Origin of the sequence: Acinetobacter sp. Marseille-Q1618 (genome assembly GCF_902809855.1) — a bacterium.
Classification (GTDB): Bacteria; Pseudomonadota; Gammaproteobacteria; order Pseudomonadales; family Moraxellaceae; genus Acinetobacter.
The window spans coordinates 912,829-937,811 of sequence record NZ_CADDWJ010000001.1; the positions used below are offsets into that span (position 1 = coordinate 912,829).

Sequence of the window (24,983 nt, forward strand, 5' to 3'; positions counted from 1 at the left end):
CATCTAAGCACATTGGCTATATTAAATACTCAAATAGTATAGCATGGATATATTACTCAACTTAGTTTTATTTAATTTATTGAAATATAATTATTTTTTAATTTTGCAGCATTTCTAAAAATACTGCAAAATTTGATCTTTAGCAAATAATACACTAAGCACATGACATTTGTTTTGTAGTTAAACTTTGCAGTTGTGCATGTGTAGCTAACAGTAAATCTTGTGTTTTAATCCAGCCTAAACAACCATCGGTGATAGATTGCCCATACACCAAATCATCAGAAATTTTCTGCTGACCATCAACCAAATGACTTTCCAACATCACACCACGCACATGCGTTTCATGACGTTCTTGGATAATTTGAGTCAGTACTTCTGGCTGCAGTAATGGATTTTTAGCACTATTCCCATGGCTACAATCAATCACCAATGCAGGCAAAGTCCCTTGATGACGTTCACGAATGGCTTTTATGGCATTTAAGTCATAGTTTGAACCAGAGTTTGAGCCACGTAAGATTAGGTGTGCCAAACGGTTACCTGTACTTTCTAGCACACACGGCAAGCCATGCTGTCCCATTCCCATAAATTGGTGTGAATGTGTTGCAGATTGAATGGCATCTAAAGCGATTTGAATTGAGCCATCAGTTCCATTTTTGAAACCAATTGCAAAAGGCATATGACTTGAGATTTCACGATGAATTTGTGATTCACTGGTACGTGCACCAATTGCACCCCACGCCAGTAAATCATCAAAATAACCCGTTGCCATTGGACTTAAGATTTCACTGGCAATCGGTAAACCCATCTCGATAATATTTAAAAATAACTCACGTGATTTTTCTAAGCCCAATTGTAAGTTAGAAGAACCATCTAAATGAGGGTCATACATATAACCTTTCCAACCGATTGTGGTTCTTGGTTTTTCAATATATGTACGCATCACAAGGAAAATTTGATCTGACACTAAGCTTTGTAAATGTTTTAATTTTTGCGCATATTCTAAAGCAGAAACGGGGTCATGTAGCGAACATGGGCCTGTAATCACCAGCAAACGCTGATCTTTCCCCGAAAGAATGTTCTGGATGGTTTGGCGATGCTCTGCAATTTGCACAGCAAGAGAATGACTTAACGGAAATTGTTGTTTTAATTGAATAGGTGTACTGAGTTGTGTTTCTACTTTGCTTGTTTGTTGTAAAGCCTGATTTAACATGTTCATCATTATTTCCTTGGGACTTTAAGTCCAATCTTTTATTTGAGCTTATGGGGTCTATTCGATTGCAAAATACGCATCATCACTTGATTAAAGTTAAACCAATAAAAGTAGCTAAAGTATGTAGTGTTAAATGTGTTCATCATATTCTCCAAAAATCTAAAAATTAAATGCATAAAAAAACCTGATCGGTGTTGCCGATCAGGTATTAACTTTGAAGGGCAACTTTTTTGCCCAAACGTATTCAGGCAATTACTTAAAGAACTGCCAAAAATAATAAGATACGTTATTGATCAAAGGTTTAACTAGCATTTTATTCACATAAAAAATCTCTATAAATTTAAAATACTCGCACTTGACTCATTTGACAAGTACTTTTTGCAAAATTAATATTTTTTTAATTGAAGATAGTGCTTGCTCAGCATTTCCGTAACATGTGATGCGTCAATAGCTCGGCTAAATAGAAATCCCTGCCCTAAACTACATCCGACTTGTTTTAAACTCTCAAGTTGTTCCTCAGTTTCAATCCCTTCAGCAATGATATCTAAAGATAAAATCGGTCCAAGTTGCGAAATACCTTGCACAATTGCGTGAATAGGCAGCTCACTATTCATACGACGTACAAAACCACAATCAATTTTTAGGCTATCGACTGGATAATCATGTAAGTGTGTTAATGATGAATGTCCTGTCCCAAAATCATCCAAAGCAATGCGCACACCTTCTTGTTTGAGTTTATTTAAAGCCCGAGCTACATAGATATAACCTCGTTCCGCTAAAATATGCTCTGTAATCTCGATTTCTATCAAATGATGAGGAATTTGATAGTGCTCAAGGCGTTTCAATAAAATTTCTGCATAATTATCGCGCATAAATTCAACAGGCGAAGCATTAACTGAAATAGGAACCAGTGCTAAACCTTGTTGAATCCAATGCGCTATATCATTAAAAATTTTAATATGCATTGTTTCAGCGATTTTGGTTGCCAGCTCATAATCATTAAATGCTTCTGCTACCGTACCCGGCAACTGAATATGATTCTGTGTATCTTTCCAACGTAATAATGCTTCAAAACCAATAATCTTACCTGTTTCCAAATTCACTTTGGGTTGATAGTACGGTTCAATACTATTTTCACGGACAATTTGACGTGCAGTTTCTAATTGTTTGGCTTTTTGAATGGTAATATCCAACATTTCTTGATTAAAGAAACGTACACCACCACGCCCACCTTCTTTTAAGTTGTTTAAAGCTGTATCGGCGAACTTGAGAAGATTTGAACTGTCTTTTGCATCATTAGGATACATTGCACAGCCAATACTCATACCACCATTGATCAACTTACCTGTATAGGTGATTGGTCGGTCTAATTGTTTTAAGACCCTTTGTGCTGCTTGTTTGAAATATTCAATATCTTCAATATGGTTTACAACTACCGCAAACTCATCGCCACCTAAACGAGCAACATAGGTATTTTCATCACAACTATGACTTAAACGTTTTGATAAAACTCGCAGTAGATGATCCCCCGCAGGATGTCCAAGCGTATCATTAATATGCTTAAAATGATCCAAGTCAATCAGCATTAGACCAAGCATCTGCTTACTACTTTTGGCTTTTATCAGAGATTTTTTGAGTTGTTGTTTAAAGGAACGACGGTTCATTAAACCCGTTAATTCATCTCGTTCACTGCTGATGCGTAATTTATTTTCAGCCATGCGCTGTAGAGTAATATCACGTGAAACACATAAAATACTGGTCGTTTCACCTTCTTCATTCACGACAGGAGTTAAAATATTATCCCAATATTGTCGCCCCTCACCTTCTCCACTCATCCCTGCAAAGCGTGCATTTTTACCTTTTGCAGCAGCGCTAATTGCCAATTGACCTTTATCTCTAACCTCAGGGGGTAACAGACTCAACCACTCCATATCAAATTTTTTGACTTTCTCTTGTCCAAGCAACGCCATACACCCAGAACGATTCATATGAGAAACTGTGCCATCTGGTCGTACAATTTTAATGCAATCCACACTCACATCGAGCATATCTGTATGCGCTCTTAGCGTATCGGTTGTTTCACGTAATAATAGAGCGCGTTCGTTGATATTGGTACAACTAATCGTCCAATCAAATTGGTTTGCATCAGTTAAATGACTTTGAGTAATAACGAAGAACCATTGATAATTACCATAGACATCTCGAATACGGCATTCTTTTTCAAATTTTTGTCCAGTTTTTTGTGCAATATTCCAAAGGTTATAGAGATGTTCTGCATCTTCCTGATGAACACATTTTAATAATTCACAATATGCAATAGCTTGATGCTCTGCACCAATATAATCTTTTAAATTACTATTACAATAACTCGCATCCCCTCGTTTAATCCAAATCAAATGTGGTAATAAGTCTAAGTTTTGTTTTACTTCATCACTAATCACTGCTTTTACAACAGGTTTAGTCGCTTGTGATGTATCCGTCTGATTCGTTTGTGAATCGTAAGGCAAATCTAGCATAGCCATAACTATCCTTTTGCAAAAGAGATTAGGTGATATTTATCAATATTATTTCAATCATATATATTAATAAATAGGAATTTATATCTAATATTCAACTAACATTAAATATAAATAGATTTAAAAAACTTGTATATACTACCTATGATTTAAACACATTAATAAAAGCAATTTAGTTAACAAAATACAGAGTTTAATATTCTTATGTAAACTATATCACACTTTACCAAATGGTAAAAATTATTTTTATTTCAAATTTTTAGCAAAAATATTAATATATGCGATTGATTTTATTATATTTTATATAAAAACAACATATAGGCTTAAGTTATAGTTTTTAGAGTTAAACATAACTTAAGCTTATATTATGTAAATTTAATTAAAAAGTTAATTTATTTTAAATACTTAAAAATATAATCAAGCACTTGTTCTGGCTGTTCTGCATGTAACCAATGCCCTGCTTTTTCTACCGTTTCTATATTTACATTTAAAAATTGTGAATGTATGGCATTAATATAAGTTTTTTTTGCAATATATGGCGATTTTTCACCCCGAATAAATAATGTTGGTTTATGCCAAGGTTGAATCTCTGTCCATGATAATATTTGGTTATAGGCTGTATATAAAGCATCCACATTAAATAACCATTGCCCTTTACTAAATGATTTTAATAAAAACTGAATGACCATATCTTCTTTTAAATATGTGCGCATAATTTCAGTGGCTTCTTTACGGCTTTGAATGTTGGCATTTTTAACTGCAAATAATGCTTTAAAAATTTGATCATGATGATTTTCTTGATAAGCAGATGGCGCAATATCTAAAACAATCAGTTGTTGTAAACGATCAGCAGCCAGTTCAGTTAATTTCATCGAAATTTTACCGCCCATACTATGTCCAATCAGTGAAAATTGTTGAATATTTAAGTGATCAAGCGTGTCTAAAATATCTTGCGCCATCACTGTAAAGTTCATTTCATCTGAATGGGGGGACTGTCCATGATTACGAACATCAACCTGAATCACTGGATATTTTTCGTATAATGCACGCGCAATTCCGCCTAAGTTACTTAAACTACCAAATAAACCATGTATAAGCACAATGGGCGTTTGTTGCTGATCTGGCGATGGTTGGTGATATTGATAATTTAATAACATAAATATTATCCAAAGCATTTTGTAACGATAATTAAGTCTCTATCATCGCAATATCTATAAAATTGAACAATGTTTTATTGTATCTCTCTTATTTTCTGACTTATTTTTTAGCTAAAACGAGGAGATTTTTTTATTTTCTTAAGCAATCAGCTTTTAAAAAGCTATATTTTGAGGTGTATAAAATAAAGTTAGACCAATGATAAGAATTTATCTCTAATCCGCTGTTGAGTCATCGCAAATATCGCTTATATTATCTATACACAATAACTTCGTTTGATTTAGGACTTTCAATCATGTTTCAACATGTCGATCCTTATGCTGGTGACCCGATTCTTTCACTGATGGAAGAATATAGTAAGGATGAACGAGCGCAAAAAGTAAATTTAAGTATTGGTTTATATTATAACGAGAACAGCATTGTTCCTCAGTTAGAAGCTGTTAAAACTGCGCTTAAAAATATTGAACCTTTGAATGATAAAGTAAAACTTTATTTACCGATGGATGGTTCTAAAACCTATAATCAAGCGACACAAGCATTGGTGTTTGGGGAAAACTCACAAGCACGCAAAGATGGTCGTGTGGTGACAATTCAAACTTTAGGTGGTTCAGGTGCGTTAAAAGTTGGGGCAGATTTCTTAAAAAAATATTTCCCTGAGTCTGACATTTGGGTCAGCCAACCGACTTGGGATAATCATATTGCTATCTTTAATGGTGCAGGGATCAACGCTCATTTTTATCGTTATTTCGATGCATCGACCAATGGTGTCAACATCGAAGCCATGCTTGAAGATTTAAATAATATTCCCGCAAAAGGCATCGTTTTGCTACATCCATGTTGCCACAATCCAACAGGTGCAGATTTAACACCTGCTGAATGGGATCGTGTGATCGAGGTGCTCAAAGCGCGTGATCTCATTCCATTCTTAGACATTGCCTATCAAGGTTTTGGTCAAGGTTTGGAGGAAGATGCCTATGCCATTCGAGCTTTAGACAAATCAGGTATGAATTTCATTGTAAGCAACTCTTTTTCTAAAATCTTCTCCCTATATGGTGAGCGTGTTGGTGGTCTAAGTTTTGTTTGTGATGATGCTGAAACTGCACAAAAAGTTTTAGGTCAATTAAAAGCAACTGTTCGTCGCATTTACTCTAGCCCAGCAACAACAGGTGCTTTGATTGTAGATACTGTTTTACATGATGAGAAATTAGCTGAAAATTGGAAAGCTGAGCTAAAAGAAATGCGTGAGCGTATTATCAAAATGCGTGAACTGCTTAAAATCAAACTTGAAGCAGCATTGCCTGAGCGTGATTTTAGCTATCTTGTGAAACAACAAGGCATGTTCAGTTACACAGGTTTAAATGCTGAGCAAGTAGATACCTTGAAAGATCAATATGGTATTTATTTAGTGCGTAGTGGTCGTATGTGTGCGGCAGGTTTGAACTTAAATAATATTGATGCAGTAGCCAATGCTTTTTCTAAAGTGATGAAAAAGACAACTTAAGTTTGTTTCTATATGAATGATTTTAAAAAACCAGCTATAGCTGGTTTTTTAATTTGAGCTTATATTAATCTAGCTAGGCTTCAACCATTTGCACGACAACCAAACGTCCGCCATCTTGTTTAGACAGTAAAATTTGTGCACCATCTTTTAACTCAACTTTTCCACCAATTGGAATTGCTGTCTTTGTGGTCACATCGGTTAAATCAGGTAAATCTTCATTCACCAACCACCAACGCTCTTGATGTAGCACAAAATAGCCTTTGCGCTTGGTTTGTTCAGGCGTCAAGCGTTCATTCGGTGCAATCATACTATTGGCATGCCATGCAAACAAAGACTGTCCTGTCCATACCATCAAACGATGATTATCTGGTCGATAACTTGAGCCTTGACGTGCTGAATAAAGATTTAAAATCGGCAACTTACCTTTAAATGGCGTTTTACAAAATGGACAACTAGGCTTGGTTGTATTATCAAAAACATACCATTTATGACTACATGATGGGTTCAAACACGGTTGTACCAAATCCACAGTTTTCACCAATGCAATTTCCCAATCATTGGCAGAGGGACGCTTACTAGGTTCGTGCAACCCGTCAATAAAACTTTTATTAAACAGTTCAGTTAAATAAGGACCTGTAACTGTATAAGGAATTTGTGCTGGAACTGCCCAAGGCAATTGTGATGGTTTAAGCTGGTTAGCTTTGACACGATTGCTCTGATCTGTAGGATGTTCTACAAATAACGCGCGCTCACCCATACCGAGATTTTCATCTTTTTGTGGATCATCCATATCATGGATTTTACCGCCACGTAATGGATGACGATACAATAAATACATATAAATCAAAACAGCTAGCGCATGTTTATCGGTCGAAATACTTGGCAAGATTCGTTTTGGATCATCTTTATTTAAATGGCTAGTCATCACCACTTCAGGTGCAATGAAGTCAGGTGTGCCCACCACATCAGGTGGAAATTTACCTGGCACAACCAAACCATCGACATCAATCACACATGCACTCCCTGTCACAGGGTCGATCAACACATTTTTATAGGATAAATCTGAATGTGCCAAACCTGCTGCATGCATACGACGCACTGCACGTGAGATTAAGATGCTAATTTTTAAATAATTAAGCCAATTTCCTTTTTCACGATCATCTAAAAAACGGTTCTGGTTATTGGCACTAGCAAACCATTTACCTTCTTTTTCTTTACCTTTAATGTTTAAAAAATCATTATTTTTTGAGCCATAATCAAAGAAAAATTGTTTTTTATACGTTGGTGCTGTAATACCTAACAAGTCGTTATATTCCACCAAACCATCAGGCCAACAAAAGATATTTTTCCAATAATCGCCACCGACACCATTAAAAATACCTTGCCATTTATTACCAACAATTTCTTTTAAACGGTCTTTTTGCTGTTCTAATGCAGTTTTGGATTGATAAAACTTATTTTTTTCTTTACTAAAAAAACACACCACATAACTACGATCAGGTGAAAAATAAACATCTTTCATCGCCCCTGATCCAATGACTTCATCCACAAACTCGATTGGGCGACCATCCACTGTAGTACATTTTACGATTTTTGCCGACATGTTTAACTACCTAATTTTTTAAATACTTACTTAAACTTGTTTAGTTTCCAACTTTTAGCAACGTTCAATTTGCTTGATTTTTCTTATATAAAGCTGCCAAAGTTCGGTCATCATGGTGTCCTGTCTTAAAGAAATGCATCCATTCCAATAATGCTTGTTCTGGCGGATCCTGTTGAAAAATCGGCTCAAGTTCAGCATACAAGTCTAACCATTTTTGTTGATTGGCAAGTCCTGCATCGGTTTCAAAAATTGGATCAGAGATACCATCCGTCATCAGTAACACAGCTTTTAAATCTTTAAAACAACCGATCTTAACCCGACTGCCAAGTTCTTGGTGAATGCTTCGATCCAAAAATTTGGTCTGTCCAGCATATTCACCACCGTCGGCAACATTCATAATTCTCACCATGTCCTGACCAAATGCAGCTATCGCACCATCACCGACTGAGAATGTACTGATCAAGTTTTTATCTGCATGTTGATAAACCACAGCGACTAACAGTGTTGTTGAAAATGCTTTTGTTGCAATATTATTTTCAGCAGCTAACTGATCTAACTGGGTCAAAATTGAACGATAAATCTCATAATAAACATTATAAAATTGTTGGTTAAGTTTATTGGCAATTCTCTGCGTTTCTGCATGTTGTGGCTGATCTAACTGCCATTGCTTTATATCCTGATTTAACGCATCAATGGTATGTTCATTTAAATAACGTTGAAATTCTTTTTGTACAATCTCTACTGAAATTCGAGAACCTTCACGTGAATATTCTGCACTGCCTGCACCATCTGCGACAGCTAACACAGACCAATTACTATTCGCAATCTGCATCAAAGAAAAATCATCATCACGGAAACTGCCTGCGTGCTCATGTGACCGACCTCGACGACTTGCTGCAAGCAATTGATAATGCTCGGCATCTATACACAACTGATCTGTATGAGCTTTGACAAACATTTGCCCTGCTTCAGGCTCTATAACTTTCCATAAGCTACGTGGGTCAGCAATTACATTTAAGCGACACTCTCCTGTATATATTTCACCATTCACACGATATTGAAATGAAAAATTAAACTCATCCGCTTGGTTTGGCTGACCTTGAATACTTTCTGTGGCTTCATCAAAATAAAAAACATCATTTGGAAATTTAAAACTTTCTGTAATGTATTCTATATCTTCAATATTTTGTGCAGAAAATATTTGAATTTTTGAATGATATGCTTGACCTGCACGAGCATTATCTACTTGAAATCTTAAATCATTAACTCTTCGTTGGGTAAACACGTCTGTAATCTCTGCTCTATTCTTATCAATTTGAGCTTGTTGCTCTTGCTTCTTGCTGTGTAGTTCATCGTCTATGATGATTTCATCAGTAAACTCATTTGAATTATTTAACTTATTTTCTTGAATATTTTCATCAATTTGATTTTGAACAATATCTAAATTTTGTGCTATAGGTAAATTTTCTTGAGTTGGTTTTTCTGGATTAGATATTGTCAAATTACTTAGGCTATTTTCTAAAATATTTAAATCTTCATCTAATCTGTTTTGTTGTGTTGCTAATATTTGTGCTTCACTCAAACCCAATTCGTGCTGAGATTGGTTAATTTCTTCAGTATTTTCACTTAAATTATCATCTTTATTTTCTGTGGAATTGGGTTCTAAAATTTCAGTCAGTAAGGGCTGAGTTGCAAATTGTTTTTTAAGTTCATAGACCAATTTGGAGAGTTGTTGTAACTGCTGTTCTGTTTTAAAAAACGCGATAAATTGATCATCTAAACCCAGTTCATTGACTGCCAAAATTTTTTTGATTTTACATGTTAATTCCTGCATATTTTCTTCTTCCAATGATCAATACATATTTTTTTAAAGACCTAGCCCTGCCCACGTGTCAGATCAAAGTCCCCACCTTCAGCACTAAAACTTACCTGACGACGACACCACGGACAAACCACATATTCACTATATCCGTCATAACACATAAGATTACCACAGCCACACATGGCAAAAGCTGTATCCGCATAGCAATGTGGGCATTGCGACCAACCTTCTAATTTTGAAGTATTAATTTGTGGTTTTTCAGCACTATGATCTGTCCAACTAAAATATTCTTCACTAATCGCCTCACAAGTTTCTAATTTAAAATTGTACAAGTTAATATTTAAATCAGATAAGCCCCCATATTGTAAATTTCGGCTATATTTCAAAATATAAGGATGCTGTAGTTTTTGACAACGTCCAACAAAAGTCACTACGCGATCATCGGCATGGGTTTTTCGAAAAGTTAATTTTGACTTAGCCAAATTCATATAACGCTGATCGAGCGGAATTAATTCTTCTGAATTTTGGAAATTTGCCACACTGACACTTTGCGATACGACAGATGCACTGATCCATTTACACAGACCTTTAACATATTCTTGATTGATTTGATCAACCGAAATACAATGCTCAGTCAATTCTTTTAAAATAGAAAAATCAACATCTTGACCAAGACCGATGACAATTAAAGTTACACGATGGCTATATTTGGCTTTCCATTGCTGAATTGCATCCTGATAATCATCAGTTGGACGACCATCGGTAAATAGATAAACCACAGGTTTCCAATCACCTTTCACATCTGCTGTGGTTTTAATCACGGAACGGTCGATTTCTTTACCTAAATGTTCCAGTGCCTTACCCAAATGCGTTCCGCCACCCAAAGGCAGTTCACATCTTTGATAAGCATACAACTCAGTGAGGGGTACCAAAGTCCGCACAATCCCTGCATAAGCAATCACTGAAACATATACCGTTTCAAGTGCATAAGGGTCAGTTCGCAGACTACTCATGATAAAGTCAACGCCTTCTTGCACAGCGACCAAAGGTTGACCCGCCATAGATTCTGAACAATCAATCACAAAAAACACAGGTAATCGACGCATAAACTCACCTTTTTAATTGTTGTTATTCCAAGCCTTTTGAGTTAAAAAATACATTGCATTCAGTCTTGCAAGTATTTTACAAAACCAATTGAATTTCAGAGGGTGGCGGTGGCAACTCAATTGCATCCACGACACCTGCACTGCTACTGCCTGCTACCACGCTTGCAGATACCCATTTAAAGAAACTTGCAAATGAGTTTGAATCCATCGAATCTAGCACGACAACCTGATTGGTTAATTGTTGTAATGCCTCAGTTTTAGCCTTGGGACCTGCGGCACACGCTACAATTGTCGCAAAGTTAAGCTGCTGAATGGTTGGAATAATTTGCTGATATGCATAAACATCTGAAGGTGAACCATCCGTCATCAAAAACAAGAGAGGTCGCCAGTCACCTTTTTGATCTTCTGTAGTTTTCTTAATATTTTTTTGCACATCCTCTGCCAATAACTCCAACGCTGCCCCCATAAAAGTTGCACCCACACTCGGCACTTCAATTTCAGGCAGTTGCACTTGGTCTAAAGGCGTTAGAGGTAAATAAATCTTTGCTTGTATATCAAAGGTAATAACACTTAAATGTACACTTTCCAGCGCATAAGGGTCTTGCCTCAGTGCGCTGAGCATCGACTGTAAGCCCACATTCACCGAGTGAATAGGCTCGCCACGCATAGAACCTGATGTATCTAATAAAATATAAACGGGTAGTCGACGCATATTTTTCTCTGGTTATGTTGATTTATAAAATTGTTGGATCAATCACGGCATTAAACATATTGTTTTAACCATTCTACAAAGTTATCTGAATCAGACGATGAACCAATGGCATTAAATTTCCAACCTGAATTTTCACGCACCAGCTCTGCAAAAAGCAAGGAACGCTGTTGTTCATATTGTCCCTGACCAGACAAATTAAAACGTACCATTTCTTTGCCTGAAGCATCAACTGCACGAATGAACGCATTTTGTACTTGTCCAAAATGCTGTTTATTTTTATGACCTTCATAAATTTGTACAATAAATACAATTTTATGATAATCCGTTGATAAAGAATTTAATTTAACAATAATCTGCTCATCATCACCATCGCCCGCACCTGTACGATTATCCCCTGTTAACCAGATATGACCAGATGGATGTTTGAGATTATTAAAGAAAATCACATCACTATTGTTTAAAGTCGGATGACCCGAAGCATCTCGCCCTAGATTTTGAACTTTGCCATTGGCATCGCATAGAAATGCAATCACATCTAAATCATATTCAGCAGATTGACCGCCAAAAAATCCCCCTAAAAAACCTTTTTTCTGTTCAGCAATATCCCATCCAAGCCCAATGGTGACCAATGATAGATTATTTTCTGCTTTCTCTAAGGTCAGACCTTGTCCTTTTGTTAATGTAATACCCACACGATTTTCCTTTTTTCTTTTAGTTAAATGGTACAGACATTGAAAACCTTGACTCTCAATCACCCAATTCAATATCTATATCAACTGGTTATAAACTTGAAATCACAAAACCACATTTACTTCTGGTGGTGGTGGTGGCAAATCGCTCAAACCAGTCACTTCTTTCTGTCCTGCGTCCACTTTTTGACTGCCTGTTGAAATACTTGCAGAAACCCATTTAAAGAATGCCTTAATGGTATTTGAATCTGCTGTTGCAAGTTCTACGACCACTTCTGTGATTTGTTTTAAAATACTGGTTTCAGCATTGTGTCCTGCTGCACATGCAATCACCATACCTGTTTTGACTTTTTTCAACTTTTCAAAGCCTTTTTTCCAGTCATCAGTTGGTGCACCATCAGTCATAATAAATACCAATGGTTTCCAGTCACCACGTGTATCTGGTGTCGTTTTTTGCACTTCTTGTTCAATTTTATCCGCCAACAATGACAAAGCCTCACCCAACTGTGTTGTCCCTGTTGCTTGTAGATTCGGTGTATTAAACATTGCCAACTCAGTCAGTGGCATAAGTTGTTTTGCGTTAGTATCAAAGCTAATAATTGAAAGATAAGCAGTTTCTAATGCATAAGGGTCTTGTCTTAAAGATGACACCAACATTTCCACACCATTTTTAACTGCTTCAATGGGTTCACCTAACATAGAGCCTGATGTGTCGAGCAGTAAATAAACGGGTAATCTTCTCATGTTTATATGTCCTTGTTATCAATTTTAAAAATGTCGAATAAAAACATCTTAGCTGAATTATAAAAAAGTTAAACATGCTATGTGCATTTTTAAAATGCCGATGTTATTTTAATAAAATGTGAATTTCTTTTGACTATCGTATTTTTCTGAATTTACAGTAAATTATTCACTGCTGTAAACAGAAAATATAAAAATAAAAGACGACTTTTGAGAGTCGTCTTTTATTATAAAATTTTACAAATTTAAAATGCTTGAGTGTCACGTCTTTCTTGTAATGCTTTTTGAACCACTTGATAGCCACCTGTTAATCCTAAACTCGCCATAATCACAGCAACAAAAATATCAGGTAATAAACTTCCTGTACCAAATACCCCTACTGCTGCCAAAATCACAGCAATATTCCCAATCGCATCATTACGACTACACAACCAAACTGATTGCATATTTGAATCACCATCACGAAAAGCATAGAGAATTACTGCTGCGACCACATTTGCAAGCAATGCCAAAATACCAATTGCGCCCATAGTAATTGCCTCAGGTGGGATACCTTGGATATAGGCATATATTGTTTTAGCAATCACGACAAAACCAAACAATGCCATGGTTAAACCTTTGAGTAATGCAACCGTTGCCCGCCAATATAAACTTGCGCCTAACACTGCAAGTGAAACAGCATAGTTCACAGTATCACCAAAAAAATCTAAAGCATCCGCCCACAGCGCTGATGAATGTGCATATGCACCACCAATTAACTCTACAAAAAACATAGCTAGGTTAATTACCAGTGCAATCCATAATGCAGTTCTAAATTTACTATTTGGTTTTTGTGGTGCGGGTTCATGACTACATGTACATGCCATTACACATCCCTCTTGCTTAAATCTTCATCTATATTATGCTATTTAAAACTATGGACTAACTCCAAGGTCAAGCCATTTTTAGGACAATTCAAATGCAACATTATTTAATTAGTGATTTAGCAAAAAAGACTCAACTCAGTACTGATACCATCCGATTTTATGAGAAGAAGAAACTCATACACGCCAGCTTTAGAGCAGAAAATAGTTATAAATATTATGACAATGAAACACTAAAGCGCTTAATTTTTATCAAACGCTGTCGTGCTTTAGATATGACATTGCAAGAAATTGTGATGTTGCTTGAACAAATTCAACATCCAGAACGTGGCTGTATCATTGTTGATCAAATGATTGAAGAACATATTCAGCATGTTGAAACACGTATTGCTGAGTTACAGTCTTTTAGAACCGAACTCATGCAGCTTAGACAATCTTGTAAATCTGACAGTACCATTGATCATTGTCAGATCGTAAAAAATTTAGAAAAATCAGAATAGTAAAACCTAGTTTAATCCATCTTATATTTTTTCTTTAAGTACAATGCCACACTGACTAAGGCAATCAATACAGGCACTTCCACCAAAGGGCCGATCACTGTGGTAAATGCCACAGGTGAAGCCAAGCCAAAAGTTGCAATGGCGACAGCCAAAGCCAATTCAAAATTATTCCCCGCAGCCGTAAAAGAAATTGCGGTCGTTTTTGCATAATTATTACCCATCCATTTACTCATAAAAAAGCTAAGCGCAAACATCAGCACAAAGTAAAGAACCAATGGAATCGCAATTCTCAACACATCCAAAGGCAATGCAACGACATCAGCACCTTTCAAACTAAACATGGCAATAATCGTAAAGAGTAAAGCAAATAAACTCAGTGGACTAATTTTTGTAATAAATCTGTTTTGATACCAGTCTAAACCTTTATATTTAACCAAAATTAATCTTGTCAAAAAACCAAGTAAGAATGGAATTCCAAGATAAATCAATACTGCTTGGGTAATTATCCAAAAACTGACTTGAATCACTTGCGCTTCAACACCAAAAAATGGTGGCAAATACGTTAAGAAAAACCATGCATAACTACTAAAAAACAAAATTTGGAAAATACTATTAAAAGCCACCAATGCTGCAACATATTGATGATCACCCTCAGCTAAATTATTCCAAACTAAAACCATAGCAATACAACGTGCTAAACCAATTAAGATGAGCCCAGTCATATATTCAGGATAATCTTGCAAAAATAAGATTGCGAGTGCAAACATTAAACACGGCGCAATCAACCAATTTTGTACTAAAGATAAGATTAAAGTTCGCTTGTCCTGAAAAACTTGGCTTAAATTTTTATAATCTACTTTGGCTAAAGGTGGATACATCATCAAAATTAGACCGATAGCTATCGGTAAATTGACTGTTCCTACACTCATTTGATTTAGATTTTCAGCAAATTTTGGCAAAAACACGCCTATCGCAATCCCAATAGCCATTGCGATAAAAATCCAAAGTGTAAGATTTCGATCTATAAAAGATAATTTCTGAATTGACATAGATGAATATTCATGCAATTAGAGCAATTTTTTCGAGCTCTTTGGCTAATTCTTGTGCATTCAAATTTTCAAAATTGAGTGCAAAAAATGCTTTTAAACGCCGCTGAATATGCTGAACGGTTGAATTAAATGCTTGTAATTTTTCTTCTTCTAGCAAATCTAAATGTGATGGATCATCCAAACCCCAGTGCACTTTTAATGCATTTCCTAAATACAATGGACATGTTTCATTGGCAGCTTCACTACATACAGTTACGACAATTTCAGGCGCAAATGCTTCACATGCCTGCATATTTTTACTGAATAAATTTTCAGTTGCTAAATTTAAACTTTGCAAGGTTTTCAACGTCATCGGATGAATCTGACCTGACGGATGACTGCCTGCACTACAGGCTTGAAAACCTGTTGGAGCTTGTGCATTAAATAATGCTTCCGAAAGAATGCTACGGCAACTATTTCCAGTACATAAAAATAAAATTTTCATATTAATTCATCGAGTTATGGACAACATTTTGAATTTTCAGAATACGCATTTTCAGTTAAATCAAAACGCTGATCCTGCTCTGCAAGTTTAAGTAAAATCTCTTTACACCACGGTGCTAAATCATGATGTAATTGATAATAAATCCATTGTCCTTGGCGGCGATCTTGCAAAATTTTTGCAGATCGTAACAAAGCCAAATGCCGTGAAATTTTCGGCTGACTCAGCTCTAAACTTTCAGTCAAATCACAGACACACCGTTCACCTTGCTTCACGAGCATCAGTAAAATATCAAGTCGCGTTTGATCAGCTAAACATTTAAAAAAATCAACTTGGTTCATATTTATATATGTATATTCGAATATACATATATATTACCTTTAAAAATTCTTCATTGCTATTTTTATGCGCAAAAAATATTAAATTCCGAGTTTTTTACTAGGTTGAATCTATTTTTTTTATCACTAAAATAATACCCATAAAGTTTTTATGCCTTTTACGACATGACTATTTCACACGTTACCGAACTTCTCTCTCCTGCTGGTTCACTAAAAAATATGCGTTATGCTTTTGCTTATGGTGCAGATGCAGTGTATGCAGGTCAGCCACGCTATAGTTTGCGTGTTCGTAACAATGAATTTGATCATGACAATTTAAAAATTGGGATCACAGAAGCACATGCCCTAGGTAAAAAGTTTTATGTGGTGGTCAATATTCAGCCACATAATTCTAAGTTAAAAAACTTTATCCGAGATTTAGAACCTGTTGTTGCGATGCAGCCTGACGCCTTAATTATGTCTGATCCTGGTTTGATTATGATGGTACGTGAACATTTTCCAGAAATGTCGATTCACCTATCTGTTCAAGCTAATGCAGTCAATTGGGCAACGGTCAAATTTTGGAAAAATATGGGTTTAACACGTGTGATTTTATCACGTGAATTATCCCTCGAAGAGATCGAAGAGATTAAGCAAAATGTACCTGATATGGAAATCGAGGTTTTCGTACATGGTGCGCTTTGCATGGCTTATTCTGGTCGTTGCTTACTTTCAGGCTATATGAATAAACGTGATGCCAATCAAGGCGCTTGCACCAATGCTTGTCGCTGGGATTATAAAGTTCACGAAGCAGCAGAAGATGTACTTGGGGATGTCATTCCAGTTCAACAACTGGAGACAACATCGACATGCTGCACCCATAAAGATGCCGACGAGCAACACGCCCAAAATCAAAATCAATTTGGCGAGCCAGTTTTATTACAACGCAATCAAGAAGATATGTTTGCCGCAGAAGAAGATGAACATGGCACATATTTCATGAATTCTAAAGACTTACGTGCTGTTCAACATGTGGAACGTTTGACCAAAATGGGAATTCATTCTTTAAAAATTGAAGGTCGTACCAAGTCCTATTTTTATTGTGCTAGAACAGCACAAATTTATCGTAAAGCAATCGATGATGCACTAGCAGGAAAAAACTTTGACCCTGCGCTGATGACACAACTAGAAGGTTTAGCAAATCGAGGATATACCGAAGGTTTTTTACGCCGTCACGTGCATACTGAATATCAAAACTATGAAACTGGTTCTTCTCGTTTTGATCATCAACAATTTGTGGGGGAAGTACTAGAACGCCACGGAAATTATTTGAAAGTTGAAGTGAAAAATCGTTTTGTTGTGGGAGATTCATTAGAGTTAATGACGACATCTGGCAATATTACTTTTGAGCTCACTGAAATGCGAGATAAAAAAGGTAATCCTATTTCTGATGCAAAAGGTTCTGGATATATCGTTGATATTCCTGTTCCTGCCGATGTGGATATGCGTTTTGCTTTACTCATTCGTAATTTACCTGAGTCTAGTGCAGATATTTCAGCATCTTCTTTGGCTTATCAAGTGAGCTAATTATGGCACTATTTATCACAAATGAATGTACCAATTGTGACATGTGTGTTCCTGAATGTCCCAATCAAGCTATTTTTGAAGGTGAAAAAATTTATGAAATCGATGTAGAGCGTTGCACAGAATGTGTTGGGTTTTACGAGCATCAAACATGCGTAGATGTTTGTCCAATCGAATGCATTATACCGCATCCAGACCATCGAGAATCTAAAGAAAAATTACTGGAAAAGTTTCATGCTTTAAACTTATTTGATCGTTCCTAAGTAAATGTAAGGATAACGATAAATAATAAAAGAAGTTGAGAGGATCAGCTTCAAGATTAAAAACAATAAATCTTGTTAGGGGAAACGAAAGCCAAAGTGCAATTGGGGGAAGTTGGGGAACACTTTGGCTTTCAATTTAAATAAAGTCTTTATTTAAACAAGCTTATAGCTTTGTTCCAATTTATTTCGGCACCACTGTTTTGTACCCAAAATTACATCATCCTGTTTTAATGATGATAAAAAATAATAATTTAAAGCATCTATACGGTGAGAAGATACGATTTTAAGCACTCCCATATGTAAATAATGTGCAATAGCAACCTTACTCAATAAAGCAATGCCCTGACCTGCTAAAACTGCACGAATGGCATGATTTTCTTCATTATAAAAAACCTGACGTTGCCTCATATGGATGTGCATATTTTGTTCATTGTACCATTTTTGCCAATTAATACGTTTAGGACAATATTCATCTCCCCACGAGAAATGAATCAATGGCACATTTGTCCAATCAATATGTTCCACAATCAGATCAGCATGACTTACTGCAACATATTCATCTACCGCCAGTAACTCCACATCAAGTGCTTGATAACCACCTTGCCCATAGCGAATCGCTAGATCATATTGTCCCGAATGCATATTTACAGGATCATAACTGGCATGAACTCTAAACATTACATCTGGATATAGCGCTTGTAATTCAGGTAAATATGGAATTAACCATTCACTGGCATATGGCGGTGTTGTCGTGATGGTAAATAAACGCTGTTGATTTTGGTTGAGCTGTATCAGTGCTGTTTGAATATGCTCAAAGCCAGTTTGCACATGTTTGAGTAAAAACTCTCCTTCAGCCGTTAATGCGATTGTTCGTGTTTTACGTTCAAATAATTTCAGATTTAATTGATCTTCTAATTTTTTAATGCGATGACTCAGTGCTGTTGGCGTTAAATGTAAACGCTCAGCAGCTTTCTTAAAACTCATGCTTTCCGCAACATATTGAAAAGCCAAAAGTTGCTCTAAAGAATAATGCAGCTCCATGATACCAATTTAACATAGATGAATATAATTCATTTATAGCATGTATTTTGATCGTTTGTGGTAACTTCATAACGCTATAAAAATGTAATTCACCTATTACATTGAGCAACGATAAATGACCAATATCTTAAGAATAGATTCAAGTGTACGTACAGGCATTGCAGGCAAAGTTTCTCATGGCTCACAAAGTCGTAGATTAACTGAACTTTTCATACAAACTTGGTCTGAATCTGATTCATCTATTCAGATCAAACATCGTGACGTAGGGAAAAATCCCCCCCAACTGATTGATGAGGAATGGATCATCTCAGAATTTGGCTATGCTGAGTCTAAAGAAAAGGCTCAACAACGTCTAAAACTGAGTGATGAGTTTATTGCTGAACTGCATTGGGCAGATTTAATTGTGGTTGGTGTACCTATGTATAATTTTGGGCCACCTGCTCATCTCAAAGCTTATATTGATAATATTGTTAGAAAAGATAAAACCTATGCTTTTGATTTAAATCAAAATCAGCCTTATTCAGGATTACTTGATCACCAAAAACCCATGATAATTTTATCCTCTCGTGGTGGACATGATTTTGATGCAGTAGATGCTCCTTTCAAAAACCATGTGGAAGCTTCTATTAAAACAGCATTTAATTTTATAGGTATTGAAAATTTTTATGAAATCGCGATTGAGTACCAAGAATATGGTGGGGAGCTATTTGAAAAATCTATTTTAGATGCTGAACGACAGGTTAGAGATTTAGTAGCACAATTAACACCTTAGCTTTAATTCACATCTAAAACTATACTTTTAGGAATTAAAACTCCACATATAGGAATTAAACTCCACATATTTTCATACAAAAAAAGGAACTTTGAGTTAGCTACAAAGTTCCTATAAAGTGTAAATCAAGTTTGTATTTTTAAAGCGAAAGTAACCTAAGTTCCTTTCGCTTCAAACACTTCAGTTTAATCAATTACTGCCCAGAACGAATAATATAATCAAAAGCAGACAATGACGCTTTTGCACCTTCACCAGATGCAATGATGATTTGCTTGTACGGTACAGTCGTACAGTCACCCGCAGCAAACACACCTTTCACATTGGTTTCGTTGCGATCATTCACCACAATTTCATTACGGTTTGAAAGCTCCACTGCAGTGTCTTTTAAGAAATCGGTATTTGGTAATAGACCGATTTGCACAAAGATTCCTGCGAGTTCAACCGTATGCTCTTCATCAGTCGCACGATCTTTATATTTCAGTGCGGTCACTTGCGAACCATCACCGATGACTTCAGTAGAAAGTGCATTCATAATGACTGTGGTATTTTTCAAGCTATGTAATTTGTCTTGAAGCACTTGATCCGCACGAAGTTTGGTATCAAATTCAACCACAGTCACATGCTCTACAATACCTGCAAGGTCAATTGCTGCTTCTACACCTGAGTTACCCCCACCAATCACCGCAACACGTTTTCCTTTAAACAATGGACCATCACAGTGTGGGCAGTATGCAACACCACGGGTTTTATACTCTTTCTCACCGGGTACATTCATTTCTCTCCAACGCGCACCTGTCGAGAGGATTACAGTTTTCGATTCAAGTTTGGCACCATTTTCCAGTTCCAACTCAACTAAACCAGTCGTAGTTTGATCAGCACCAACAATATTTTTCACTTTTTGTAGATTCATGATATCCACACCGTACTCACGCACATGTGCTTCCATATCTGCTGCAAATTTTGGACCTTGGGTTTTTTGCACTGAAATGAAGTTTTCAATGTCCATGGTATCCATCACCTGACCACCAAAGCGTTCAGCGACAATACCTGTACGAATACCTTTACGTGCAGCATACACTGCAGCAGTTGCACCCGCAGGTCCACCACCGATGACTAAAACATCAAATGCATCTTTGGCATTTAATTTTTCGGCATCTTTGGCAGCCGCACCCGTATCCAATTTTGCTACGATTTCTTCCAAAGTCATTCGACCTTGACCGATATGTTCACCATCTTGGAATACCATTGGTACAGCCATGATTTTGCGTTCTTCGACTTCGTCTTGGAAGAATGCACCATCGATCATGGTTGCAGTAGTATTTGGATTGTTAATTGCAATCAAGTTTAAAGCTTGTACAACATCAGGACAGTTATGACAGCTTAAAGAAACAAATACATCAAAGTTTGCTTTTAGGTCTAGGCTTTTAATTTGCGCTAAAACTTCATCAGATACTTTAGGTGCATAACCAGACACTTGTAACAAAGCTAAGATCAGTGATGTGAATTCATGCCCCATCGGTAAACCCGCGAAGAATACACGCGGTTGCTCGCCAGCTTTTGCAATACCGAAGCTAGGTTTACGCTCATTTTGACCATCAAAACGTGCAGTAACTTGGTCAGAAAGCGCAGCGATTTCAGTGACCAATTCTTTGATTTTGTCTGATTTATCAGAATCGTTTAAAGAAGCCACGATATCAATTGGGCTTTCTAAGCGTTCAAGTAAAGTTTTAAGTTGTGCAGAAGTATTGGTATCTAACATGCTAACAATCTCCAAGGGAGTAAATTTATTCATTGAGCTTATAATAAGTTAAATTCAATCATAGGTAAAACAGTTTATATTTATACATACAATCGAAATTACAGATCAATAATTATTTATTTCTACTTTTTATTTTTATATTCACTACAAAAAGCTTTTATATGCATTTTTTAGCTAAGCTTTCCATCATATTTTATATAATAAGAATAAACAGAAAATTCTCTACATTTATAACACAATTCAACAAAAGTTTTTGTTTTACTTATTTTTTTAATCAATTGATTCTTTTTTAAAGCTTTTTTCTAAGTAATACAAATCTTTAGCCTGACTATGTATAAGTTAAATTTATTGGTATGATAAATAAAAATTTAGTCTTGGTCGTATTTAGTTACGCTTTTTATTATTGAATATTCATTGAATCAATAAAAAGCCAAGCAAACCAATTTCAAATTGAAAAATTTTTGTATGTCATATCAATCATCTAGAGAAGACGCAAATTTGTTTTAAGCTGTATTGGGTAATTGAGCATATTTATTTAAAAGTGTAGTCATTGACATACACAATATTATTCAGGATTTAAACATGAACAAATTGTTTGGTGTTTTACTCAGTGCATCTGTACTTTCTCTTGCAGCTTGTGGCAAACAAGAAGCACCTAAAACTGAAACTACATCTGGTGATGCAAAAGAACATACTGTTGTTATAGCATCAACTGGGTCTGATGCAGATATTTGGCGCTATATCGCAACGCTACCAGAAACCAAACAAGCAGGTATTAAACTCGAAGTCAAAAACTTTACTGACTATGTGTCCATGAACACAGCAGTTGCGAACAAAGAAATTGACATTAATGCTTTCCAATCTTATGCGTACTTGGTTGCATTTAATGACTCAAACAAAGATAAAATTGCACCTATTTCAACCACATACTTAGAGCCAATGGGGATCTACTCAAGCAAAGTTAAAAAAGTTGAAGAGTTTGCACAAGGCGCAACGATTGCCATTCCAAATGATGGGGCAAATGAATCACGTGCCTTATTGTTATTACAATCAGCAGGTCTGGTGAAATTAAAAGCGGATTTTGATAATGTCAAAGGCACGCCTGCTGACATCATTGAAAATAACAAAAAAATCGTGATTAAACCGATTCAAATGGCAACTGCGGTACGTGCAAAAGATGAAGTGGACGCAATTGTTTTAGGAAATACTTTGGCAATGGAAGGTGGTTTGAATGTATTAAAAGATTCAATCTACTATGAACCAATTGACCAAAGCACCAAAATGAACGTGAATGTTCTTGCTGTTGCTGAATCACGTAAAGATGATCCAATCTTGAAAAAAGTTGGTGAACTGTATCATGTTGCTGCGGTAGGTAAATATGTACAAGACCATTTTGGTGGAACTAAAGTGGATGTAAACAAACCTGTTAGCTATTTAATAGAAAACAAATAACATCTATTCGGATGTCCATGAAACAGGCAAAATGATTTTGCCTGTTTTTTCATTTTTGTATAGTTTTTGACAATATGATCGAATTTAAAAATATCTCAAAACATTATGATCTAAAAGGTCAAACCGTGCGTGCCTTGGATGATATTAACTTACAGATTCCAAATGGTAGTATCTTTGGCATTATTGGTTATAGTGGTGCAGGAAAAAGCACCCTCATCCGTATGATCAATCTCTTGGAACGTCCAACCCAAGGGCAAGTGATCATTCATGACCAAGACTTCACTGCATTGGATGCACGCACATTACGTCAAGAACGTGCAAATATTGGTATGATTTTCCAGCATTTTAATTTGCTTGAAACCAAAACTGTTGCAGCAAATATTGAAATGCCGATGAAACTATTAGGTTATTCTAAGGCTGAACGTGAAAAACGTTTAAATGAATTGCTTGAATTTATCGACCTCAAACATAAAAAAGATGCTTTTCCTGATGAGCTTTCAGGTGGTCAAAAACAACGTGTAGGAATTGCACGTGCTTTAGCCAATCATCCTAAAATTTTGCTTTGTGATGAAGCAACCTCTGCACTCGACCCACAAACCACTAAATCTGTTTTAGCATTGCTCAAGAAAATTAATAAAGAACAAGGCATTACTATCGTCATGGTGACGCATGAAATGGACGTGATTGAGTCGATTTGTGATTATGTTGCTGTGATGGAATATGGAAAAGTGATTGAAACAGGCTCGACTATTGATATTTTTAGCCGCCCAAAACAGCCAACCACACGTAATTTTATTCAAACCGTTTTACAGCAACAACTCCCTGTTAACATCTTGAATAATCTTGAAAATAAAAATCATAACAGTATTTATAATTTACAATTTTTAGGAACATCAGCGCAAGAAACTGTAATTCAGAAATTGATTCAGCAGTTTGATATTAGTTTAAATATTTTATTTGCCAATATGACCGAAATTAATGGTTCAGTAATTGGACAAATGTTTGTGCAGTTACTCGGTGATCCGATTGTGATTCAACAAGCGGTACAATTTCTTGCCTTACAAGGTGTCAAAGTGACGCAATCAGGAGTAGCGGAATGAGAGATTTAATCGTTCAATGGCTGACTGAAATCACTGCGCCCTATTGGCAAAGCTCATTGTCTATCGATCAATTTGTGACAGCGATGCAAGAAACCATGCATATGGTGTTTTTTGCGATGTTGTTTGGAGGTATTTGGGGCTTTATTCAGGCCATTATTTTATTGGTAACGCGTCCAAATGGAATTTTACCCAATAAAGTGATCTATCACGTACTCAACCCTATTGTAAATGCGCTACGCTCACTCCCATTTATCATTTTGTTGATTGCGGTTATTCCTCTCACCAAAATGATTGTAGGAACATCTATCGGCACTTGGGCTGCTATCGTACCATTAACGATTTACGTAGGTCCTTATATTGGGCGTTTGATTGAAACTTCACTTTTAGAGGTAAATGAAGGCATTGTTGAGTCTGCGCAAGCAATGGGCGCGTCACCGTGGCAAATTATTTTTAAATTTATCATTCCTGAAGCACGTAGTTCATTGATTTTAAATCTAACCACTGCGACGATTAGTTTAATTGGTGCTACCGCGATGGCAGGTGCAGTCGGTGCTGGTGGTATTGGTGATTTAGCTATTTCTTATGGTTATCAACGCTTTGATACCAGTGTAGTGATTCTGACCGTAATTGTCTTATTGATCTTAGTGCAACTGGTACAAAGTTTGGGAGATTGGTTATCTAAATTAAGATAATCCTAATCTTTTACAAATTATCTGCAATGAAAAAATTAAAACCAGTGCTTGTTCA

General features: G+C 36.1%; 23 protein-coding genes. 8 read left to right on the forward strand and 15 right to left on the reverse strand.

Annotated elements, in window-relative coordinates; all coding sequences use genetic code 11:
- Positions 1-154 precede the first annotated feature (154 nt).
- From HUS24_RS04305 to HUS24_RS04315, 3 genes are all read right to left on the reverse strand, one after another.
- Positions 155-1,216, reverse strand: a complete 1,062-nt coding sequence (locus HUS24_RS04305; RefSeq protein WP_173911398.1) for a 3-deoxy-7-phosphoheptulonate synthase — start codon at positions 1,214-1,216, stop codon at positions 155-157.
- A 380-nt stretch (positions 1,217-1,596) separates the two neighbouring features.
- Positions 1,597-3,732 carry a bifunctional diguanylate cyclase/phosphodiesterase gene (locus HUS24_RS04310; RefSeq protein WP_173910797.1) on the reverse strand — a complete coding sequence of 712 codons (2,136 nt, stop codon included), beginning with the start codon at positions 3,730-3,732 and terminating at the stop codon, positions 1,597-1,599.
- Between the two features lie 386 nt (positions 3,733-4,118).
- Positions 4,119-4,883, reverse strand: coding sequence for an alpha/beta fold hydrolase (locus tag HUS24_RS04315; protein ID WP_173910798.1), 765 nt, complete (start codon positions 4,881-4,883; stop codon positions 4,119-4,121).
- Positions 4,884-5,176: 293 nt separating this feature from the next.
- Between HUS24_RS04315 and HUS24_RS04320 the strand changes: the two genes are divergently transcribed.
- A complete protein-coding gene (locus tag HUS24_RS04320; RefSeq protein WP_173910799.1) occupies positions 5,177-6,382 on the forward strand; it encodes an amino acid aminotransferase in 1,206 nt (401 codons plus the stop codon).
- Between the two features lie 73 nt (positions 6,383-6,455).
- Here HUS24_RS04320 and HUS24_RS04325 read toward each other — a convergent pair whose 3' ends face one another.
- The 7 genes from HUS24_RS04325 to HUS24_RS04355 form a co-directional block, all read right to left on the reverse strand.
- Positions 6,456-7,985 (reverse strand): helix-hairpin-helix domain-containing protein, encoded by a 1,530-nt coding sequence (locus HUS24_RS04325; RefSeq protein WP_173910800.1) that lies wholly within the window; start codon positions 7,983-7,985, stop codon positions 6,456-6,458.
- A 64-nt stretch (positions 7,986-8,049) separates the two neighbouring features.
- Positions 8,050-9,819 (reverse strand): PP2C family serine/threonine-protein phosphatase, encoded by a 1,770-nt coding sequence (locus HUS24_RS04330; RefSeq protein ID WP_173910801.1) that lies wholly within the window; start codon positions 9,817-9,819, stop codon positions 8,050-8,052.
- A 41-nt stretch (positions 9,820-9,860) separates the two neighbouring features.
- Entirely contained in the window at positions 9,861-10,913 is a 1,053-nt protein-coding gene (locus tag HUS24_RS04335) for a TerY-C metal binding domain-containing protein (RefSeq protein ID WP_173910802.1), read from the reverse strand.
- 76 nt (positions 10,914-10,989) lie between these two features.
- Complete coding sequence (locus tag HUS24_RS04340) at positions 10,990-11,625, reverse strand: VWA domain-containing protein (protein ID WP_173910803.1); 636 nt, start codon at positions 11,623-11,625, stop codon at positions 10,990-10,992.
- 50 nt (positions 11,626-11,675) lie between these two features.
- On the reverse strand, positions 11,676-12,317 hold the full coding sequence (locus HUS24_RS04345; RefSeq protein ID WP_173910805.1) for a TerD family protein: 642 nt from the start codon (positions 12,315-12,317) through the stop codon (positions 11,676-11,678).
- A 102-nt stretch (positions 12,318-12,419) separates the two neighbouring features.
- A complete protein-coding gene (locus tag HUS24_RS04350) occupies positions 12,420-13,058 on the reverse strand; it encodes a VWA domain-containing protein (RefSeq protein WP_173910806.1) in 639 nt (212 codons plus the stop codon).
- Positions 13,059-13,300: 242 nt separating this feature from the next.
- Positions 13,301-13,921 carry a cation transporter gene (locus HUS24_RS04355; RefSeq protein WP_173910807.1) on the reverse strand — a complete coding sequence of 207 codons (621 nt, stop codon included), beginning with the start codon at positions 13,919-13,921 and terminating at the stop codon, positions 13,301-13,303.
- Positions 13,922-14,013: 92 nt separating this feature from the next.
- On the opposite strand from HUS24_RS04355, the gene HUS24_RS04360 reads away from it, so the two are divergent.
- Positions 14,014-14,418 (forward strand): MerR family DNA-binding protein, encoded by a 405-nt coding sequence (locus tag HUS24_RS04360; RefSeq protein WP_173910808.1) that lies wholly within the window; start codon positions 14,014-14,016, stop codon positions 14,416-14,418.
- Positions 14,419-14,429: 11 nt separating this feature from the next.
- Here HUS24_RS04360 and arsB read toward each other — a convergent pair whose 3' ends face one another.
- From arsB to HUS24_RS04375, 3 genes are read right to left on the reverse strand one after another with little or no spacing between them, the layout of a single operon-like run.
- A complete protein-coding gene (arsB, locus tag HUS24_RS04365; RefSeq protein WP_173910809.1) occupies positions 14,430-15,467 on the reverse strand; it encodes an ACR3 family arsenite efflux transporter in 1,038 nt (345 codons plus the stop codon).
- A 10-nt stretch (positions 15,468-15,477) separates the two neighbouring features.
- On the reverse strand, positions 15,478-15,951 hold the full coding sequence (locus HUS24_RS04370) for an arsenate reductase ArsC (RefSeq protein WP_173910811.1): 474 nt from the start codon (positions 15,949-15,951) through the stop codon (positions 15,478-15,480).
- Positions 15,952-15,965: 14 nt separating this feature from the next.
- Entirely contained in the window at positions 15,966-16,289 is a 324-nt protein-coding gene (locus HUS24_RS04375) for a metalloregulator ArsR/SmtB family transcription factor (RefSeq protein WP_173910812.1), read from the reverse strand.
- A 162-nt stretch (positions 16,290-16,451) separates the two neighbouring features.
- Between HUS24_RS04375 and yegQ the strand changes: the two genes are divergently transcribed.
- Both yegQ and HUS24_RS04385 read left to right on the forward strand, forming a co-directional pair.
- Entirely contained in the window at positions 16,452-17,852 is a 1,401-nt protein-coding gene (gene yegQ, locus HUS24_RS04380) for a tRNA 5-hydroxyuridine modification protein YegQ (protein WP_173910814.1), read from the forward strand.
- 2 nt (positions 17,853-17,854) lie between these two features.
- Positions 17,855-18,112, forward strand: coding sequence for a YfhL family 4Fe-4S dicluster ferredoxin (locus HUS24_RS04385; RefSeq protein ID WP_173910815.1), 258 nt, complete (start codon positions 17,855-17,857; stop codon positions 18,110-18,112).
- A 153-nt stretch (positions 18,113-18,265) separates the two neighbouring features.
- Here the strand turns inward: HUS24_RS04385 and HUS24_RS04390 are convergent, their stop codons facing one another.
- On the reverse strand, positions 18,266-19,123 hold the full coding sequence (locus HUS24_RS04390) for a LysR family transcriptional regulator (protein WP_254433800.1): 858 nt from the start codon (positions 19,121-19,123) through the stop codon (positions 18,266-18,268).
- A 145-nt stretch (positions 19,124-19,268) separates the two neighbouring features.
- Here HUS24_RS04390 and HUS24_RS04395 point away from each other — a divergent pair, with 145 nt between their 5' ends.
- Complete coding sequence (locus tag HUS24_RS04395; protein WP_173910819.1) at positions 19,269-19,925, forward strand: FMN-dependent NADH-azoreductase; 657 nt, start codon at positions 19,269-19,271, stop codon at positions 19,923-19,925.
- A 193-nt stretch (positions 19,926-20,118) separates the two neighbouring features.
- Here HUS24_RS04395 and ahpF read toward each other — a convergent pair whose 3' ends face one another.
- Entirely contained in the window at positions 20,119-21,684 is a 1,566-nt protein-coding gene (ahpF, locus tag HUS24_RS04400) for an alkyl hydroperoxide reductase subunit F (protein WP_173910393.1), read from the reverse strand.
- A gap of 582 nt (positions 21,685-22,266) precedes the next feature.
- On the opposite strand from ahpF, the gene HUS24_RS04405 reads away from it, so the two are divergent.
- The 3 genes from HUS24_RS04405 (at position 22,267) to HUS24_RS04415 (ending at position 24,928) form a co-directional block, all read left to right on the forward strand.
- Complete coding sequence (locus tag HUS24_RS04405; protein ID WP_173910821.1) at positions 22,267-23,136, forward strand: MetQ/NlpA family ABC transporter substrate-binding protein; 870 nt, start codon at positions 22,267-22,269, stop codon at positions 23,134-23,136.
- 74 nt (positions 23,137-23,210) lie between these two features.
- Entirely contained in the window at positions 23,211-24,236 is a 1,026-nt protein-coding gene (locus HUS24_RS04410; RefSeq protein WP_173910823.1) for a methionine ABC transporter ATP-binding protein, read from the forward strand.
- A complete protein-coding gene (locus tag HUS24_RS04415) occupies positions 24,233-24,928 on the forward strand; it encodes a methionine ABC transporter permease (RefSeq protein WP_173910825.1) in 696 nt (231 codons plus the stop codon). Before HUS24_RS04410 ends, HUS24_RS04415 begins: the two co-directional genes overlap by 4 nt.
- Positions 24,929-24,983: the final 55 nt, after the last annotated feature.

Coding starts and splice junctions, on each gene's coding strand:
- HUS24_RS04370 (WP_173910811.1), bottom strand. CDS start 15,951: ATGAAAATTTTATTTTTATGTACTGGAAATAGTTGCCGTAGCATTCTT.
- HUS24_RS04305 (WP_173911398.1), bottom strand. CDS start 1,216: ATGAACATGTTAAATCAGGCTTTACAACAAACAAGCAAAGTAGAAACA.
- arsB (WP_173910809.1), bottom strand. CDS start 15,467: ATGTCAATTCAGAAATTATCTTTTATAGATCGAAATCTTACACTTTGG.
- HUS24_RS04405 (WP_173910821.1), top strand. CDS start 22,267: ATGAACAAATTGTTTGGTGTTTTACTCAGTGCATCTGTACTTTCTCTT.
- HUS24_RS04385 (WP_173910815.1), top strand. CDS start 17,855: ATGGCACTATTTATCACAAATGAATGTACCAATTGTGACATGTGTGTT.
- HUS24_RS04335 (WP_173910802.1), bottom strand. CDS start 10,913: ATGCGTCGATTACCTGTGTTTTTTGTGATTGATTGTTCAGAATCTATG.
- HUS24_RS04330 (WP_173910801.1), bottom strand. CDS start 9,819: ATGCAGGAATTAACATGTAAAATCAAAAAAATTTTGGCAGTCAATGAA.
- HUS24_RS04310 (WP_173910797.1), bottom strand. CDS start 3,732: ATGGCTATGCTAGATTTGCCTTACGATTCACAAACGAATCAGACGGAT.
- HUS24_RS04350 (WP_173910806.1), bottom strand. CDS start 13,058: ATGAGAAGATTACCCGTTTATTTACTGCTCGACACATCAGGCTCTATG.
- yegQ (WP_173910814.1), top strand. CDS start 16,452: ATGACTATTTCACACGTTACCGAACTTCTCTCTCCTGCTGGTTCACTA.
- HUS24_RS04395 (WP_173910819.1), top strand. CDS start 19,269: ATGACCAATATCTTAAGAATAGATTCAAGTGTACGTACAGGCATTGCA.
- HUS24_RS04320 (WP_173910799.1), top strand. CDS start 5,177: ATGTTTCAACATGTCGATCCTTATGCTGGTGACCCGATTCTTTCACTG.
- HUS24_RS04375 (WP_173910812.1), bottom strand. CDS start 16,289: ATGAACCAAGTTGATTTTTTTAAATGTTTAGCTGATCAAACGCGACTT.
- HUS24_RS04360 (WP_173910808.1), top strand. CDS start 14,014: ATGCAACATTATTTAATTAGTGATTTAGCAAAAAAGACTCAACTCAGT.
- HUS24_RS04355 (WP_173910807.1), bottom strand. CDS start 13,921: ATGGCATGTACATGTAGTCATGAACCCGCACCACAAAAACCAAATAGT.
- HUS24_RS04325 (WP_173910800.1), bottom strand. CDS start 7,985: ATGTCGGCAAAAATCGTAAAATGTACTACAGTGGATGGTCGCCCAATC.
- HUS24_RS04340 (WP_173910803.1), bottom strand. CDS start 11,625: ATGCGTCGACTACCCGTTTATATTTTATTAGATACATCAGGTTCTATG.
- HUS24_RS04315 (WP_173910798.1), bottom strand. CDS start 4,883: ATGTTATTAAATTATCAATATCACCAACCATCGCCAGATCAGCAACAA.
- HUS24_RS04410 (WP_173910823.1), top strand. CDS start 23,211: ATGATCGAATTTAAAAATATCTCAAAACATTATGATCTAAAAGGTCAA.
- HUS24_RS04415 (WP_173910825.1), top strand. CDS start 24,233: ATGAGAGATTTAATCGTTCAATGGCTGACTGAAATCACTGCGCCCTAT.
- ahpF (WP_173910393.1), bottom strand. CDS start 21,684: ATGTTAGATACCAATACTTCTGCACAACTTAAAACTTTACTTGAACGC.